17 protein-coding genes are annotated in these 17,093 nt (G+C 71.4%); 9 read left to right on the forward strand and 8 right to left on the reverse strand.

Translation table 11 applies throughout. The annotated features are described in order from the left end of the window. A partial coding sequence (locus ACZJYS_RS14690) for an amidohydrolase (protein ID WP_493179274.1) occupies window positions 1-922 on the forward strand: 922 nt, incomplete at its 5' end. Window positions 923-927: 5 nt separating this feature from the next. Here the strand turns inward: ACZJYS_RS14690 and ACZJYS_RS14695 are convergent. Both ACZJYS_RS14695 and ACZJYS_RS14700 read right to left on the reverse strand, forming a co-directional pair. Then, entirely contained in the window at window positions 928-1,218 is a 291-nt protein-coding gene (locus ACZJYS_RS14695) for a hypothetical protein (protein ID WP_493179276.1), read from the reverse strand. Between the two features lie 146 nt (window positions 1,219-1,364). Further along, window positions 1,365-1,619 (reverse strand): Lrp/AsnC ligand binding domain-containing protein, encoded by a 255-nt coding sequence (locus tag ACZJYS_RS14700; protein WP_109515293.1) that lies wholly within the window; start codon window positions 1,617-1,619, stop codon window positions 1,365-1,367. A 239-nt stretch (window positions 1,620-1,858) separates the two neighbouring features. Between ACZJYS_RS14700 and ACZJYS_RS14705 the strand changes: the two genes are divergently transcribed. Next, entirely contained in the window at window positions 1,859-2,269 is a 411-nt protein-coding gene (locus ACZJYS_RS14705) for an argininosuccinate lyase (RefSeq protein ID WP_219929661.1), read from the forward strand. 111 nt (window positions 2,270-2,380) lie between these two features. Further along, window positions 2,381-4,075 (forward strand): thiamine pyrophosphate-dependent enzyme, encoded by a 1,695-nt coding sequence (locus ACZJYS_RS14710; protein ID WP_493179279.1) that lies wholly within the window; start codon window positions 2,381-2,383, stop codon window positions 4,073-4,075. Window positions 4,076-4,207: 132 nt separating this feature from the next. Here the strand turns inward: ACZJYS_RS14710 and ggt are convergent, their stop codons facing one another. Next, on the reverse strand, window positions 4,208-5,950 hold the full coding sequence (gene ggt, locus ACZJYS_RS14715; RefSeq protein ID WP_493179281.1) for a gamma-glutamyltransferase: 1,743 nt from the start codon (window positions 5,948-5,950) through the stop codon (window positions 4,208-4,210). A gap of 114 nt (window positions 5,951-6,064) precedes the next feature. Between ggt and ACZJYS_RS14720 the strand changes: the two genes are divergently transcribed. From ACZJYS_RS14720 to ACZJYS_RS14740, 5 genes are all read left to right on the forward strand, one after another. Continuing rightward, the gene (locus tag ACZJYS_RS14720) at window positions 6,065-6,733 is read left to right on the forward strand and encodes a sulfite oxidase-like oxidoreductase (protein ID WP_493179283.1); all 669 of its coding nucleotides are present in this window, start codon (window positions 6,065-6,067) and stop codon (window positions 6,731-6,733) included. Next, complete coding sequence (locus ACZJYS_RS14725) at window positions 6,726-7,277, forward strand: glutathione peroxidase (protein ID WP_493179285.1); 552 nt, start codon at window positions 6,726-6,728, stop codon at window positions 7,275-7,277. The genes ACZJYS_RS14720 and ACZJYS_RS14725 overlap by 8 nt, the downstream gene beginning before the upstream one ends. Then, entirely contained in the window at window positions 7,274-7,783 is a 510-nt protein-coding gene (locus ACZJYS_RS14730) for a GNAT family N-acetyltransferase (RefSeq protein WP_493179287.1), read from the forward strand. The genes ACZJYS_RS14725 and ACZJYS_RS14730 overlap by 4 nt, the downstream gene beginning before the upstream one ends. Window positions 7,784-8,098: 315 nt before the next feature. Continuing rightward, complete coding sequence (locus ACZJYS_RS14735) at window positions 8,099-9,478, forward strand: APC family permease (RefSeq protein WP_493179289.1); 1,380 nt, start codon at window positions 8,099-8,101, stop codon at window positions 9,476-9,478. A 17-nt stretch (window positions 9,479-9,495) separates the two neighbouring features. Further along, window positions 9,496-10,326: a class I SAM-dependent methyltransferase gene (locus tag ACZJYS_RS14740; RefSeq protein WP_493179291.1), complete on the forward strand. Its 831-nt coding sequence runs from the start codon at window positions 9,496-9,498 to the stop codon at window positions 10,324-10,326. Window positions 10,327-10,368: 42 nt separating this feature from the next. On the opposite strand, the gene parC is transcribed toward ACZJYS_RS14740, so the two are convergent. Next, entirely contained in the window at window positions 10,369-12,603 is a 2,235-nt protein-coding gene (gene parC / locus ACZJYS_RS14745) for a DNA topoisomerase IV subunit A (protein ID WP_493179293.1), read from the reverse strand. Between the two features lie 231 nt (window positions 12,604-12,834). Between parC and ACZJYS_RS14750 the strand changes: the two genes are divergently transcribed. Then, window positions 12,835-14,253, forward strand: coding sequence for an Nramp family divalent metal transporter (locus ACZJYS_RS14750; RefSeq protein WP_109515300.1), 1,419 nt, complete (start codon window positions 12,835-12,837; stop codon window positions 14,251-14,253). A gap of 40 nt (window positions 14,254-14,293) precedes the next feature. Here the strand turns inward: ACZJYS_RS14750 and ACZJYS_RS14755 are convergent, their stop codons facing one another. From ACZJYS_RS14755 to era, 4 genes are all read right to left on the reverse strand, one after another. After that, the gene (locus ACZJYS_RS14755) at window positions 14,294-14,854 is read right to left on the reverse strand and encodes a DUF1003 domain-containing protein (protein ID WP_109515301.1); all 561 of its coding nucleotides are present in this window, start codon (window positions 14,852-14,854) and stop codon (window positions 14,294-14,296) included. A gap of 29 nt (window positions 14,855-14,883) precedes the next feature. Next, window positions 14,884-15,408, reverse strand: coding sequence for a mismatch-specific DNA-glycosylase (locus tag ACZJYS_RS14760; protein WP_245906058.1), 525 nt, complete (start codon window positions 15,406-15,408; stop codon window positions 14,884-14,886). Continuing rightward, a complete protein-coding gene (gene recO / locus ACZJYS_RS14765) occupies window positions 15,401-16,159 on the reverse strand; it encodes a DNA repair protein RecO (protein ID WP_379648221.1) in 759 nt (252 codons plus the stop codon). The genes ACZJYS_RS14760 and recO overlap by 8 nt, the downstream gene beginning before the upstream one ends. Window positions 16,160-16,213: 54 nt before the next feature. Further along, window positions 16,214-17,093, reverse strand: an 880-nt coding sequence (gene era / locus ACZJYS_RS14770) for a GTPase Era (protein WP_493179298.1), incomplete at its 5' end; no start/stop codon positions are given.

Here is a 17,093-nt window from a genome sequence, read left to right on the forward strand (position 1 = left end):
GGCGGTGGCGCGGCCCCATGCCTCGCGCCATGCGGGGCGGATGCATGCCTGCGGGCATGACGGGCACATGGCCATGCTGCTCGGCGCGGCGCGGGACCTGGCCGCGCGGCCGGATTTCCACGGCACGGTCCACCTGATCTTCCAGCCCGCCGAGGAGCATGGCCGCGGCGCCGCCGCCATGCTGGCCGACGGCCTGCTGGAGCGCTTCCCGTTCGACGAGGTCTACGGGCTGCACAACATGCCCGGCCTGCCCTTCGGCCGGTTCGCCACCCGCCCCGGCGGGCTGATGGCGGCGGAGGACAATTTCGAGATCGTGTTGGAGGGCGTCGGCACCCATGCGGCGCGGCCGCATATGGGGCTCGATCCGCTGGTGGTCGGCGCCGAGATCGTGCTGGCGTTGCAGGGCATTGTCGCGCGGCGGCTGGACCCGGTGGCGCAGGCGGTGGTCTCGGTCACGGAGTTCCTGACCGACGGGCAGCGCAACGTGCTGCCCGGGCAGGTGACGCTGCGCGGCGACACGCGCAGCTTCGACCCCGCCGTCAGCGCCATGATCGAGGCGCGGATGGGCGCCATCGCCGCCGGCCTCTGCCAGGCGCATGGGGCGGGGCACCGCTTCCTCTACACGCGCGAGTTCCGCCCCACCGTGAACAGCGCGGCGCAGACGGCCTGGGCCCTGGACGCCGCGCGTGCCGTGGCGGGAGCGGAGGGGGCGGAGGGGGATTGCGCGCCCGTCCTGGCCTCGGAGGATTTCGGCGCCTTCCTGGAACGCGTGCCGGGCAACTTCATGTTCCTGGGCAGCGGGCTGGCGGGCGAGCCGGGCGGCGTGCCGCTGCACAACGCGACCTATGATTTCCAGGACGGGCTGCTGCCCCTGGGCGCGGCCTATTTCGCCACCCTGGCGCGGCAGAGGCTGGCCGGCTGAGGCCGCTACCAGCGCCTGCCATAGCCGCCATGGCCATAGCCACCATGGCCGTAGCCATGCGCGGGGCGGCCATAGCCATAGCCGTGCCCGCGGCCGTAGCCATGGCCGCGCGATGGGCGGCGGTAGTGCCGGCGGTCGTCATCGTCGTTCAGCGAGCCCGCGAGCAGACCCGCCGCCAGGCCGGCACCGGCGCCCAGCGCCAGGGTGCTGCCCCAGTCGGTCGAGCCGTCCGGGTTCTGGCAGCCGGTCAGGGACAGCATGCCGGCCAGAGCCAGGGGAGCCAGGATGCGACGCATGGTGGAACCTCCTCCGATCCTTCGCAACCTAGCGCACGGTCAAGGCGGCATGGCAGCGGAACCGGGGCGTTCCTGTGGCGCATCGTGGCAATCGGGGCGCCGACGCCGCGCCTTTCCTTCCACCTCCTCCTGCGCCGCCCCGCCCTTCAGCCCCGCGCGCCGGAGAAGGCGTTGAAGGTCTGCAGCGTGTAGGTGTCCTTCACCCCCTCCACCGACTGCACCTTCTCCACCACGAACAGGCCGATGTCGCGGTCGTTCTCCAGGTAGAACTTGCCCAGCAGGTCGTACTGGCCGGAGATGGAGTGCATCTCCGACAGCTCCTCGATGGTGTCCGCCATCTCGCGGGCCACCTGGTAGGCCTTGCCCATCTCACATTTCAGCATGACGAAAATGGCGCGCATCGCTTCCCAACCCTTGCCTGAGTGCCCGGCTCCGCCGCGCGGCGGCGGGGCCGGGGCCAGCATCGCCCGATCCTGGCCCCGCGCACAGGACCTAGAGCAGATGCCCGCCGCGATGAAGGCCCGGCCGGAGCGGGGAGGGGGCGGACCGGCGGCGGGCGGTGGCATGGCAGGGGTCCGTTAACGGCCGCCCGCCCAGGCTGGCCGCCTTGCCCAACCCAGCCTGCGAGGCCCCTCCGCCCATGACCATCCCTGGTCTTTCCCCGGCCCTGACGGCCGCCCTGGCAGCCGCACCGCGCCGCCTGCTGCCCGCCCTGCTGCTCTGCCTCGCCACCTGGCCGGCCCTGGCCCAGGGGCGGCAGGACTTCACCCTCATCAACCGCACCGGCTACGAGATCCGCGAGGTCTATGTCGGCCCCACGCGCAGCGACAGCTGGGGCCGCGACGTGCTGGGCGACGGCGTGCTGCCCGCCAATGCGCGCCGCGAGATCCGCTTCTCCGCCCGCACGCGGGACTGCATGTTCGACATCAAGGTGGTCTACAGCGACGACGACAGCACCGCCGAGTGGCGCAACCTCGACCTCTGCTCCATCTCGCGCATCTCTCTCTACTGGGACGCCAAGCGCCAGGTCAGCCGCGCCGAGTGGGAGTGAGCGCCCTCCGGAAATCCCCTGGAAATCACGCCAGGGCCGGGTAGCCCTGCCGCGCGCCCTCGGCTAGCTTGCCGCCCTGGTTGTCATATGACTGGCCGAGGGAACGAGACCATGGACGGGATGAGCACAGTTGGCCGCACGGGCGGCCAGCTTCTGGCCGACGCGCTGGTGGCGCAGGGCGTCACGCACGCCTTCTGCGTGCCGGGCGAATCCTATCTCGACCTGCTCGACGGCCTCTACGCCAACAGCGACAAGATCAGCCTCACCACCTGCCGCTTCGAGGCGGGCGCGGTGAACATGGCCGAGGCCCATGGCAAGCTCACCGGCCGCCCGGGCGTGGCCCTCGTCACCCGCGGCCCCGGCGCCGCCCATGCCGCCATCGGCGTGCATGTGGCGATGCAGGACAGCACGCCGCTGGTGCTCATCGTCGGCCAGATCCCCTTCGCCGAGACGGACCGCGAGAGCTTCCAGGAGGTGGATTACCGCCGCATGTTCGGCTCCGTCGCCAAGTGGGTGACCCAGATCGACGACGCCGCGCGCATCCCCGAGCTGATGGCGCATGCCTTCGATGTCGCGACCAGCGGCCGCCCCGGCCCGGTGGTGGTGGCCATCTCGGAGGAGATGCAGAAGGCCCAGGTGCAGGTGCCCGATATCGGTCCCGCCGAGGTGGCGGCGGCCCACCCCTCGCCGGCGGCACTGGAAAAAATGCTGGCCATGCTGGACGCGGCCGAGCGCCCGCTGGTGGTGCTGGGCGGCTCCCGCTGGAGCGCCGAGACGCGCCGCATCGTGCGCGAGTTCTGCGTGGCGCGCGACCTGCCCGTGGCCGTCGGCTTCCGCCGCCAGAGCCTCTATGACTGCACCCTGCCCAACTATGCCGGCGACCTCGGCGTCGGCGCCGATGCCGGGCTGGTGGCCAAGGCGAAGCAGGCCGACCTGATCCTGGCGCTCGGCACCCGCATCGGCGAACCGGTGAGCCAGGGCTACACCCTGTTCGACATGGCGGGCCAGGGCGCGCAGAAGATCATCCACGTCTATCCGGACCAGGCCGAGATCGGCCGCGTCTACCGCCCGGCGCTCGGCATCACCGCCGAGATCAACGCCTTCGCGGAGGCGCTGGCGAAGCTGCCGGCACCCACCGGCCCGGCCCGCTGGTCGGCCTGGACGCAGGAGGTGCACGCCGCCCGCGTCAAGCAGGCCGAGGCGCCGGACTATGCCGGCCCGCTCAACCTCGCCCGCGAATTGCAGGCGCTGGAGAAGGTGCTGCCGGCCGACACCATCTTCACCTGCGACGCCGGCAACTTCGCCACCTGGCCCAACCGCTTCATGCACATGACGGAGAGCCAGGAGTTCCTCGGCCCGACCAACGGCGCCATGGGCTATGCGGTGCCGGCGGCGATCGGCGCCAAGATCAGCTTCCCCGATCGCACCGTCATCGGGCTGGTGGGGGATGGCGGGTTCCTGATGACGGGGCAGGAGATCGCCACCGCCTTCCAGTCGGGCGTGGCGCCCATCGTGCTGGTGTTCAACAACGGCATGTACGGCACCATCCGCATGTACCAGGAGCGCGCCTATCCCGGCCGCGTCTCCGGCACCAAGCTGACCAACCCCGACTTCACCAAGTTCATCGAGAGCTTCGGCGGGCATGGCGAGCTGGTGGAGAAGGATGGCGAGCTGGTGCCCGCCTTCCAGCGCGCCGTGGCCAGCGGCAAGCCCGCCGTCATCGAGGTGCGGATCAACCCGGAGCAGGTGACGCACCGCGCCACCATCAGCGACCTGCGCGCGCAGGGGAGCACCAAGAAGCACTGACAGGCAGTCCGGGGGAGTGAACTCCCCCGGGCCCCCTCCTTTTTCTGTCAGGCTGCCGCAGTCGGGTTGAGAAGCGGGACGCTCTGACCGCAGCGTCCCGCCTCTCCGCCAGCCCGCGGCAGCCTTGCAGAATCAATCGCCGAGGGCGGCGCCCTCGCGGCGGGGGTCGGCGCCACCGAGCAGGCCCTGCGGCGTCACCACGATGGCCTGTAGGCCCGAGGGCTGCGGGCGGATATCGGCCTTGTGGCCGCGCGCCTGGAGCTCGCCGGCCAGGGCGGCGGCGGGGCTGTCGGCCTCCAGTTCCACCGCGCCGCCCAGGCTGTTGACACGCGGCAGCGAGACGGCCGCCTGCGGGTCCAGCTTCCAGTCCAGCAGCCCCAACAGCGTCTGCGCCACATAGCCGATGATGCGCGCCCCGCCCGGCGAGCCGAGGCTGGCCACCAGCTTCCCTTCCGCGTCGAACACCAGGGTCGGCGCCATGGAGGAACGGGGGCGCTTGCCACCCTCCACCCGGTTGGCCACGGGGCGGCCTTCCATCTCCGGGCGGAAGGAGAAATCGGTCAGCTCGTTGTTCAGCATGAAGCCGCGCACCATCAGCCGGGCGCCGAAAGCATCCTCCACCGTGGTGGTCATGGAGAGGGCGTTGCCCGCCGCATCCACCACCGAGACATGGCTGGTGCCGTGCTCCGGCTGCTCCGGCTGGGGCGCGAGGCCGGCCTGCCGCCAGCGCGGATTGCCGGGGCGCACGGCGGGGGCGGCGCGGTCCGCGTCGAGAAGCTGGGCGCGCAGGGTGAGGTAGCTGTCTTCCGTCAGCCCGCGCACGGGAACGGGCACGAAGTCGCTGTCGGCGAGGTAGAGGTTGCGGTCGGCATAGGCGAGGCGGCTGGCCTCCGCCAGCAGGTGCGCCGCCTGCGGCCCGCGCGGGTCCAACCGCGCCATGTCGAAATGCTCCAGCAGGCCGAGGATCTGCGCCACCGCCACCCCGCCCGAGGACGGCGGCGGGAAGCCGCAGACGCGCCACACCCGGTAGGGGGTGCAGAGCGGCTCCCGCCGCTGCGGGCGGTAGGCGGCGAGGTCGGCCTCCGTCATGCCGTTGCCGGCGCCGCCATGCCGCGCCACGGCGGCCACGATGTCGCGCGCCACCGGCCCTTCCGTCAGCGCCTTGCTGCCCTGGTCGGCCAGGGCGCGCAGCGTCCCGGCCAGGGCGGGGTTGCGCAGCACATGGCCGGCGTGCAGGGGGCGGCCGTCGGGCGCCAGGAAATAGGCCGCTGAGGCCGGGTCCTGCTTCAGCCGCTCCGCATTGGCGGCGATGGTGCCGGCCAGGCGCGGCGAGATGGGGAAGCCCTGCTCGGCCAGCCGGATGGCGGGGGCAAAGAGATCGGCCCAGGGGAGCCTGCCTTCCGCCTTGTGGGCAGCCTCGAGCATCGGCATCACGCCGGGCACGCCGACACTGCGGCCGGAGAGCACCGCCTCGTAGAAGGTGAGGGGCGTGCCATCAGCACGCAGGAAGAGAGCAGGGGTGGCGGCGGCGGGGGCGGCCTCGCGCCCGTCCCAGGCGGAGAGGGCGCGGCCGGCTGCGTTCCAGTGCAGCAGCAGCGCGCCGCCGCCGAGGCCGGAGGATTGCGGCTCCACCAGCGTCAGCACCGCCTGGATGGCGATGGCGGCGTCGACCGCCGCGCCGCCCTGTCGCAGCATCGCGCGCCCGGCTTCGGCGGCCAGCGGGTGGGCGGCGGCCACCATCTGCCGCTCGGCCCGCACCGGGGCGCGGCTGCCGGCGAGCGCACCCGGCATGGACTGCGTGTCCTGCGCCCGGGCCGGCGGGGTGGCGGGCAGGGCGAGCAGCCATGCGCCAAGGAACAGGGAGAGGCGCGTCATCGGTCGATTCCTCCGCGGGACCGTGCCAGGATAGGCGGGTTGCGGCCGGGCTTGCATCCGGCGGCGCTGGCGTCACCTATGGAGCATGACCCTCCAGGCGACGGAAAAGGCGTGATGGAACAGGACGAAACGGGCGCTGGCGGCCGCATCCGCCAGAAGCTGGTGGAGACGAAGCAGGCCTGGGCCAAGGCCGGCCGGCTGCTGACCGGCGAGACCGCCCGCCCCGAGGAGCAGCGCTTGCCCCCCGGCCAGCGCTTGGTGAAGGACTTCCCCGTTCTCGACCTCGGCATCCAGCCCGACGTGCCGGAGGGCGCCTTCCGGCTGACGCTGGACGGGCTGGTGGAGAACCCGGTGACGCTGGACTGGGCCTGGCTGAGCGAGCTGCCGCAGGAGGATCGCTTCAACGACATCCACTGCGTCACCCAGTGGTCGCGCTACGACAACACCTGGACCGGCGTGCCGGTGCAGGCGCTGCTGGACCTGGCGCGGCTGAAGCCGGGCGCGAAGTTCGTCAGCTTCGAGGCCTATGACGGCTACACCACCAACCTGGCGCTGGAGGATTTCGCCCGGCCCGAGAACCTGCTGGCGCATTCCTGGGAAGGCGAGCGCCTGACCCGCCAGCATGGCGGGCCGCTGCGGGTGGTGGTGCCGCATCTCTATCTCTGGAAGAGTACCAAGTGGGTGAAGCGCATCACCTTCCTGTCGGCGAACCAGCCGGGCTTCTGGGAGGTGCGCGGCTATCATGACCGGGGCGACCCGTGGCTGGAGGAACGCTATGGCTGACTGGCCGCGCCGCGCCATCCTGCGCGCGGCGCCCCTTCTGGCGGTGCCGCTGCGCCCCGCGCGCGCGGCCGACGAGGCCGCCCGGGGCCATGATTTCCGCTTCGAGGACATCGATGGCGGCGAGATCGACCTCGGCGATTTCCGTGGCAAGCCCCTGCTGGTGGTGAACACCGCCAGCTTCTGCGGCTTCGCCCGGCAGTTCGAGGGCCTCCAGGCGCTGCACGACAGCTACGGCCCGCGCGGCCTGCTGGTGCTGGGCGTGCCCTCCAACGACTTCAACCAGGAAGCGGCCGACCGCAAGACCATCAAGGATTTCTGCGAGGCCACCTTCGGCGTCGCCTTCCCCATGGCGGCGCCCTGCCACGTGAAGGGGCCGCAGGCGCATCCCTTCTTCGCCTGGGCCGCCGCGCGCAGCACGGCGCCGCGCTGGAACTTCTTCAAGTATCTCGTTGCGAGGGACAGCCGCCTGTTGCAGGCCTTCCCGAGCAATGTGGAGCCGGAGGCCCCCGCCTTCCGGCAGGCGATCGAGGCGGCGCTGGCGTGAGCGCGGCCTGGCGCCCGATGGCGCCCGGAGACCTGCCGGCGGTGAGCCGCATCGCCGCCGCCGTGCATCCCGGCTATCCGGAGGAGGATGCGGTGCTGGCCGAGCGGCTGGCCCTCTTCCCCGCGGGCTGCTGGATGCTGGAGGGGGCGGGCGGCCTGCTGGGCTACGCCATCAGCCATCCCTGGCACCGGGCCCGCCCGCCGGCCCTGAACACCCGGCTCGGCGCGCTGCCGGAGAACCCCGGCACCCATTACGTGCATGACGTGGCGCTGCTGCCGGAGGCGCGCGGCCAGGGTGCCGCCGGCCGCCTGATGCCGCTGCTGCTGGAGGCCGCGCGGGGCCTGCCGGAGCTTTCCCTGGTGGCGGTGGGCGGCTCCGTGCCCTTCTGGCGGCGCCAGGGCTTCCATCTGGTGGATGACCCCGCCCTGGCCGCGAAGCTGCGCAGCTACGATGCCGAGGCGCGCTTCATGGCCCGCCCGGCCGGTCCTCCGGGAGCGGCGGCCTGAGCGGCCCGGCAGGGCCGCGGCACTGCTTCACGCTGAAAATGACAGGCTTGTCATGACGGGTGCTGCCGCTCCCATGGCCGGCTGGCGGCGGAACAGGGGCGGCCGCGCCGGAATCGCCGTGCTCCACGGAAACATTTTGTTTCGGTCATTCAATTCCATATCATTTTTGCCTTCTCCTCCGCCCTGCCTAGACTGAGCAGGTGATTGCCGGAAATTCATCCGCGTGACGCGGGCCCGGTCTGTCTGGCGATCCTCCCGCTACTTCGGGCCTCCCCGGCCGGAGCGGCTGCCGCGATGGAGGGGCTGGAAGCCTGGATGCCGCACACGCAGAGCCCCGGGCAGGAGCCCACCCTGTCCGTCTTCGATGCCGTCGTGATCCTGGTGGGCATCGTCGTCGGCATCGGCATCTTCAGGACGCCCTCGCTGGTGGCCGCGCATGTGGAGAGCGAGGCCGCCTTCATCGCCGTATGGGTGGCGGGCGGTGCCGTCACCCTGGTCGGCGCGCTCTGCTACGCGGAGCTGGCGGCCGCGCACCCGCATGCCGGCGGGGAATACCATTTCCTCTCCCGCGCCTATGGCCGGCCAGTGGCCATGCTGTTCGGCTGGGCCCGCGGCACGGTCATCCAGACGGGCGCCATTGCCGGGGTGGCCTTCGTGCTGGGCGACTACGCGGCCCGCGCCCTGCCGGCCGGGCCGCACGGCCCCGCCCTCTACGCCGCCCTCGCGGTCATCGTGCTGACGGGGGTCAACGTCGCCGGCACGTTCCAGGGCAAGACGCTGCAGATCGCCGTCACGGTCCTCGAGATCGCCGCCATCCTGGCCATCATCGCCTTCGGCCTGTCCGGCACCGCCACGCCGCCCGTGCCGCTGGCGGAGACCCAACCCGCCCAGGCCGCCGATCTGGGCATGGCCATGATCTTCGTGCTGCTCACCTATGGAGGCTGGAACGAAGCGTCCTACCTGACCGGCGAGCTGAGGGACGCACGGCGGAGCATCCCGCGCGTGCTGCTGGCCGGCACGGCGTTCATCGTGGCGCTCTATGTTCTGGTCAACCTGGCGCTGCTGATGGTGCTGGGGCTGGAGGGGCTGCGCGCCTCGCCGGCGGTGGCCGCCGACATGATGCAGCGCGTCGCCGGCCCTGCCGGCGCCGGGCTCGTCACCGCCGCCATCGTCGTCGCGGCGGTGTCGACGCTGAACGCCACGATCTTCACCGGCGCCCGCACCTGCGCCGCCATGGCGGAGGACATCACCGTCCTCGCCCGGCTCGGGCGCTGGAGCGGGCGCGGCCGGACCCCGGCCAACGGCCTGCTGGCGCAGGGCGCCATTGCCCTGGCGCTGGTCGGGCTGGGGGCCGTCACGCAGGATGGCTTCCGCACCATGGTGGACTATACCGCGCCGGTCTTCTGGGCCTTCCTGCTGCTCGTCGGCATCGCGCTCTTCGTGCTGCGCCGGCGGGAGCCGCGCCGCGTGCTGCCCTACCGGGTGCCGCTCTACCCCCTCACGCCGCTGCTCTTCTGCCTGACCTGCCTCTACATGCTGCATGCGAGCATCGCCTACACCGGCATGGGCGCGCTGGCCGGGCTGGCCGTCGTCGCTGCCGGCACGCCGCTGCTGCTGTTCCGCCGGCGGGAGGAGAGGGAACCCGCTGCCACCCTGCCGGCCGGGAAGGCCGCCCTGTCCCGCCCGACACGCTGACGATGGAGAGATCCGCCATGACACGCCTGCCCCTCCTCGCCACCGCCTGCCTTCTCTCCTTCTGGGGTGGGCAGCCCGCCGCCGCCCAGCCTGCCATCGGCACGCCGGCACCCGCCTACGCCCCCTCGGTCGGCCAGACCGGCAAGGACGTCGTCTGGGTGCCGACCCATCAGGAGCTGGTGGACCGGATGCTCGACATGGCCAAGGTCACGGCCGAGGACTACGTGGTCGATCTCGGCTCCGGCGACGGGCGGACGGTGATCACCGCCGCCCGGCGCGGCGCCCGGGCGCACGGCATCGAGTACAACCCGGATCTGGTGGCGCTGTCGCAGCGCAACGCGCAGGCGGCGGGGGTGGCCGGCCGCGCCACCTTCGCCCAGGGCGACATCTTCCAATCGGATTTCTCCGACGCCACGGTCGTCACCCTCTTCCTGCTGCAGACGCTGAACGAGCGGCTGCGGCCGACCCTGCTGGCGATGAAGCCCGGCACCCGGGTGGTCTCCAACACCTTCACCATGGGCGATTGGGAGGCAGACCAGTCCTTCGAACGGGATGGCCAGTGCACCAGCTTCTGCCGCGCCTATCTCTGGATCATCCCCGCCCGGGCCGGGGGGGCTTGGCGGCTGGGGGAGGAGGGCCGGCTCACCCTGGAGCAGACCTTCCAGATGCTGAGCGGCACCCTGACGCGCGAGGGCCGCGAGCTGCCCCTCAGCGAAGCCCGGATGACGGGCGACCGCATCACCTTCACCGCCGGCGGGCAACGCTATTCCGGCACGCTGGAGGGCGACCGGATCGCCGGCCAGATCGAGGGCGGCGGCGCGTGGAGCGCCACCCGCGCCGCGCGCTGAGCGGGGGGAAGGGCGGGAGCAGTGGGGCTCCCGCCCTTCCTGTCACTCGAAGCGGTTGTTGCGCGGGAAGCCGTTGGGCGGCTGGCGGCCGGCGCCGGCGCGGTTGCCGCGCCAGGTGGTGAGGTCGGTCTCCAGCCGCATCCGCTCGCCGATGCGCCAGGTGAGGCCGGCCGTCCCCTGGAACACCTTCACGTCCGAGAGCCGCCCGTCGCGGTAGCCCTGCAGCGCCACGCCGCGGCCGCGCGTCATCTCCGGCACCTGCTCCAGCGGGAAGACCAGCAGCTTGCGGTTGGTGCCGATGATGGCCACCGTGTCGCCCTCCACCGGCACGCAGGCGGCCGCCTCGTGGCCGGCCTCCAGCGTCAGCACCTGCTTGCCGGTGCGCTTCTCGGCCACCAAATCCTCGGAGCGGATGACGAAGCCGCGCCCGTCATCGGCGGCCACCAGGTACTTGCGGCCCTCCTTCCAGACGAACAGCTCCACCACCTCGTCCTCGTTGGTGAGGTCCACCATCAGCCGCACCGGCTGGCCGTCGCCACGGCCGCGCGGCAGGGCCTCGGCCTTGATGGTGAAGCTCTTGCCGTTGGTGGCGAAGAGGCAGAGGCGGTCGGTGGTCTCGGCATGCAGGGCGATGCGCAGCCGGTCGCCCTCCTTGAACTTGTGCTCCGTCTCCAGCGGCACATGGCCCTTCAGCGCGCGGATCCAGCCCTTCTCGGAGAGGATGACGGTGACCGGCTCGCGCTCGACGAAGGCGCGCTCGTCGATCACCACGGCGGCGGGGGCGGTGTCGATGGCGGTGCGGCGGCGGCCGAGCTCCGTCTCCTCGCCGAACTTCTCCCGCGTCGCGGCGATCTGCTCGGCGAGCTTCCTCCAGCGCAGCTTCTCGCTGCCGAGCAGCGCCTGGAGGGATTTCTGCTCCGCGCTGAGCTTCTTGTGCTCCTTGCGGATCTCCATCTCCTCCAGCTTGCGCAGGGAGCGCAGCCGCATGTTCAGGATCGCCTCGGCCTGCATGTCGGTCAGGCTGAAGGCGGCGATCAGCGCCGGCTTGGGCTGGTCCTCCTCGCGGATGATGCGGATCACCTCGTCGAGGTTGAGATAGGCGATGAGGTAGCCGTCCAGGATCTCCAGGCGGCGGGCGATGGCGTCCAGCCGGTGCTGGCTGCGGCGCACCAGCACCTCGTGCCGGTGGTCGAGCCAGGAACGCAGGACCTCCTTCAGCCCCATCACGCGCGGGGTGCGGCTGGCATCCAGCACGTTCATGTTCAGCGAGAGGCGGGATTCCAGCGGGGTCGCGCGGAACAGCGTCTCCATCAGCACCGCCGGCTCCACCGTGCGGTTCTTCGGCTCCAGCACGATGCGCACCACGTCGGTGCTCTCGTCCCGCACATCGGCCAGCAGGGGGAGCTTCTTCTCCTCCATCAGCTGCGCGATCTGCTCGATCAGGCGGGACTTCGCCACCTGGTAGGGGATCTCGGTGACCACCACCTGCCAGGTGCCGTTCTTCAGCGCCTCGCGCTCCCACCGGGCGCGGACGCGGAAGCCGCCGCGGCCGGTGGCATAGGCCTCGCGTATCGCCTCCGGCGATTCCACCAGCACGCCGCCCGTGGGGAAGTCCGGCCCCCGCATGTGGCGCAGCAGCTCGTCGATCTCGGCCTTCGGGTTCTCGATCAGCGCCAGCGCGGCGGCGCAGAGCTCGCCCGCATTGTGCGGCGGGATGGAAGTGGCCATGCCCACCGCGATGCCGTTGGCGCCATTGGCCAGCAGGTTGGGGAAGGCGGCGGGCAGGACGATCGGCTCCTGCTCCTCGCCATCGTAGGTGGCGCGGAAATCGACCGCGTTCTCCTCGATGCCTTCCAGCATCGCGCTCGCGATGGCGGTGAGCCGCGCCTCGGTGTAGCGCATGGCCGCGGCGTTATCGCCGTCGATATTGCCGAAATTGCCCTGGCCCTCGACCAGCGGGTAGCGGGCGGCGAATTCCTGCGCCAGCCGCACCATGGCCTCGTAGATCGAGGCATCGCCATGCGGATGGTACTTGCCCATCACGTCGCCGACGATGCGGGCGCATTTCTTGAAGCCCGCCGCCGGGTCCAGCCGCAGCTGGTGCATGGCCCAGAGCAGCCGCCGGTGCACCGGCTTCAGCCCGTCCCGCACATCCGGCAGCGAGCGCGCCGTGATGGTGGACATGGCATAGGCCAGGTACCGCTCCGAGAGGGCGGCGGAAAGGTTGGTCGGCCTTACGGCGCCGCCTTCGGGCAGTGTGGTCAGGTCGTCGGGCATGGCGGTACTCCAGCACTCTCGGCACGCGCATGTGTCGGGGAGGGGCTAGCGCAGCGGGGCGCGTCGCACCAGGGGCTTCCCGCCGGAATAGAACAAAAAATGAACGAACAGCCAAGCCTCACAACGCCGTGTGACCGGGCCCGCAGGGGCTGACGCCGGCGAAGCGCGGCGGCCATAGTGGCAGCCGACCAACCCAAGAAAAACAAGAACGAATTCGGGAGAAATTCAGGAATGAGCGCCAGCGCGGACGCCATTGTACAACGCGGCATCGAGGCCGAGGACGATCCTTATCGCCTCACCAAGGACGGGGTCATGGAGCCCCCGGTCGGTTGGAGGCACTCGCTGAAGCATCTGGGGCCGGGGCTGATCCTCAGCGCCTCCATCGTCGGCTCGGGCGAGCTGATCGTCACCACCACCCTTGGCGCCACGGTGGGCTTCGCGCTGCTGTGGATGGTCATCTTCAGCACCTTCGTGAAGGTGGCGGTGCAGATCGAGCTGGCCCGCTGGTGCATCTCCACCGGCCAGCCGGCGCTCACCGGCTACAACAAGGTGGGGCCGCATGTCGGGCGGCTGAGTTGGATCAACCTGCTCTGGGCGCTCATGGCGCTCTCCAAGGTGCTGCAGATGGGCGGCGTGGTGGGTGGCGTGGCCCTGGCCATGAGCATCCTGCTGCCGCTTTCCGGGCCGCCCATGGGCGCCACCTCGATCACCATCTGGACCGTCATCGTCGCGGTGGGCAGCATCGCGCTGCTCTACAGCAACAAGTACAGCCGCATCGAGCGCGGCGCCGGCATCCTGGTGGTGATCTTCTCCTTCATCACCATCGGCATCGCCCTGGGCCTGCCCTTCACCCCCTACGCCTATTCGATGGACGACATCGCCAGCGGCCTGTCCTTCGCCATCCCGGCGGGGGCGGTGGGCGCCGCCATCGCCATGTTTGGCATCACCGGCGTCGGCGCCGACGAGCTGACCTTCTACACCTACTGGTGCATCGAGAAGGGCTATGCCCGCCATGTCGGGCCGAACGACGGCAGCGAGGCCTGGCAGCGCCGCGCCAAGGGCTGGATCAGCGTCATGTACAAGGACGCCTTCCTCTCCTGGGTCATCTACACCTTCGGCACCATCGCCTTCTTCATCATGGGCGCCGCGGTGCTGAACCCGCAGGGCGTGGTGCCGCAGGGCAACGAGATGATCACCGCCCTCTCGCGCATGTACACCGACACGCTGGGCCAGTGGGCCGGCACGGTGTTCCTGCTGGGCGCGGTGGTGGTGCTGGGCTCCACCCTGTGGGCGGCGGTGCCGAGCTGGTCGCGCATGTACGTCAACCTGCTGGCCGAGATGGGCGTGCTGGAATGGCGCGACACGGCGGCCCGGCTGCGCTGGATCCGCATCTTCACCATCGCCCTGCCGCTGATCTGGGGCGCCGCCTACCTGTTCATGCGCTCGCCGGTGCTGATGGTGCAGATCGGCGGCATCGCCACCGGCATCTTCCTGCTCGCCGTGGTGGTGGCGGTGTGGCACCTCCGCCGCACCGAGACCGATCCGCGCCTCTACGGCAGCGGCGCGTTCAACGCGCTGCTGGTGGTCAGCAGCATCGCGATCGTGCTGCTCGGCATCTACACGGGGCTGAGCGCGCTCAAGCTGGTTTGAGGCAGGGCCAGGGGGCGCAGCCCCCTGGATCCTTCCCTTGTCAGGGCGCGATGCGCCTCTCCTCCAGCAGGCGGGTCAGCATCTCGATCTGCCGCTCCTGCTTTTCCAGCAGCGCCGTCATCTGCTCGGCGCGCAGCCGGTCCAGCTTCTCGTGCAGGGCCATGATCTCGATCTCGGCCTTCAGGTTCACCTCGTAGTCATGCGCCGCCACCAGCCGGTCCTTCGCCGATTGCCGGTTCTGGCTCATCATGATGATCGGCGCCTGCAAGGCCGCGATCATCGAGAGCAGCAGGTTCAGGAAGACGAAGGGGTAGGGGTCGAAGGGCTGGCGCAGCAGCCAGAGATTGGCGCCCGTCCAGAGCACCAGCAGCAGCAGGCTCAGCAGGATGAAGCTCCAGGAGCCGCCGAAGCTGGCCACCTTGTCCGCCACCCGGTCGCCGAAGCTCAGCTTCTCGGAGAAGGCCTCGTTGGTGTCGTGGCTGAGCGGGCGGCGCTCCAGCGCGCGGCTCAGCGCGCGGTGCTCGGCCTCGCCCAACGCCTCGCCGGCGCCGAACCAGCGCGCGGCGGCCTCGCGGAATTCCGGCTTCGGGGATTCGGACATGGCGGCGGCTCCGGGGCGCGGGGAAGCTTTCAGGGGCGGGCGTGGAACCACTGGCCCAGCGCCAGCCAGGGCCGCGCATCCCAGAAGCGGCTGGCCTGGCCGGAGGTGGAGGGCATCACCCAGACGGGCGGGAAATCCGCCGGCCCCTCCACGCGGCCATAGGGGATGGCGCCGGTGCGGCGGCCGAGGAAGGCGGCGGCCGGCGCCTTGGCGGTGAAGGCCACCGCCTGCGGCCGCACCGCGCGGATGCGGGCGGCGAAGCCCGCCGGGTCGTAGGCACCGGGGGGGAGCTGGTCGTCATTGCCGGCGGCGTGCTTGGCCATGTCGGTCAGGCCGATGCCGTGCCGCAGGAGCTCCGGATACTCGGCCGGGGCCAGCCGGCGTGGCGTCAGCCCCGCCTGGTGCAGGATGCCCCAGAAGCGGTTGCCCGGATGCGCGTAGTAGGCGCCGCGCGCCGCCGAGACGAGGCCGGGCGCCGAGCCGCAGAACACCAGCCGCAGCCCGGGCGCCAGCAGGTCGGGCAGCACCGGGTCTGACATAGTGGGGTCAGGCATCGGCGGGGGCCTCGGGCGGCGGTGGCAGCAGGGCCTGGATGCGCGTCTCCAGCCATTCCCGCGCCGCCGGCACGGGGCGGTGGCGGCTGCCGAAGGCGTCGCGCGTCAGGAAGTGCCCGGTCAGCCGCAGCCCGGCGAGCCATTCGGCCGGGTCCGCCTCGGCCTGCCCGCCCTGCAGGAACAGCGGCAGCGGCAGCAGCCGCCCGGCATAGGGCGCGGCGGCCTCGGCGCTCACCGCCCGGCCGCTGCGGGGGGAGACATGGGTGAGGTGCCCGGCCGTGCCGGTGACGGCGCAGGCGGAAAGGTCCAGCCCATAGCCCAGCGCCTCCAGCAGCAGCGCCTCCCAGCGTATGTAGTCGGCCAGCAGGGCCGGGGCGCCGCGCCCGAGATTGGCCATCAGCGCCAGCAGGCCGGAGAAGACGCGCGGCTGTGCCTCGCGCTCCGGCAGCGCGTCGGCGGCCAGGGCACAGGCGGAGTTGAGCAGGGCGAGGGCGAGGGGGTCGTCCAGCGCCAGGGCGGCCGTGGGGTGCACCATCTCGCCGCTGAAGGCGCCGAGCTGCTCGGAGAGCCGCGCCACCCAGCGCACCTCGACCAGGTTGCCCGGCTGCCACAGCCCCGCCTGGGCGCGGGAGGCGCCGCCCTTGGCCAGCCCCAGGTGCCGCCCCTGCGCCTCGGTCAGCACGCCGACGACGGCGCCGCCCTCGCCATGCGGGCGGGCCTCCAGCACGATGGCGGGGGCCTGCCACTCCATGGGCTCAGGCCGCGATCGCCGGAAGCGTGGATCGCCGGCTCAACACCCCGGCCCTTAGCCCGCGTCGTCCAGGCCGATGGCGCGCAGCCGGGCGCGCTCCTCGTCCCAGCCCTGGCGTTCCTTGACGTTGAGGAACAGGTGGACGCGGCGCTCCAGCAGCTTCTCCAGCTCGGCGCGCGCCCGGCGGCCGATCTCCTTCACCTTGGAGCCGCCATCGCCGATCAGGATCGCCTTCTGCGTGGCGCGGCCGACATAGATGGTGCAGTCGATCCGCACCGAGCCGTCGCGCCGCTCCTGCCACTGCTCGGTCTCCACCGTGGCGTGGTGCGGCACCTCCTCATGCGTCTGCCGCAGGATCTGCTCGCGCACGATCTCGGCGGCCAGCATCCGCTCCGGCAGGTCGGAGAGCTCGTCCTCCGGAAACAGCCAGGGGCCATAGGGCAGGCGGGCGGCCAGCGCCGTCATCAGCCGGTCCAGCCCGTCGCCCTTCTCGGCGCTGATCATGAAGGTCTCCTCGAAGGAGAGCTGCTCGTTCAGCGTGGCGGTCAGCGGCAGCAGCCGCTTGGTGTCGATCAGGTCGGACTTGTTCAGCACCAGCCAGATCGGCACCTTGCTGCGCTTGAGGACGGAGATGATGGATTCCACCGCCTCCGTCATGCCGGCGCGGGCATCGACGATCAGCAGCGCCACATCGGCGTCCTGCGCGCCCTCCCAGGCGGCGGCGACCATGGCGCGGTCGAGCCGCCGGCGGGGTGCGAAGATGCCCGGCGTGTCGGTCAGCACGATCTGCGTGCGGTCCTGCATCACCACGGCGCGGATGCGGAAGCGGGTGGTCTGCGGCTTCGGCGAGACGATACTCACCTTGCTGCCGGCCAGCCGGTTCACCAGGGTGGACTTGCCGGCATTCGGCGCGCCCACCACGGCGACAAGGCCG

It is taken from the genome of Roseomonas sp. TS2, from assembly GCF_058833935.1.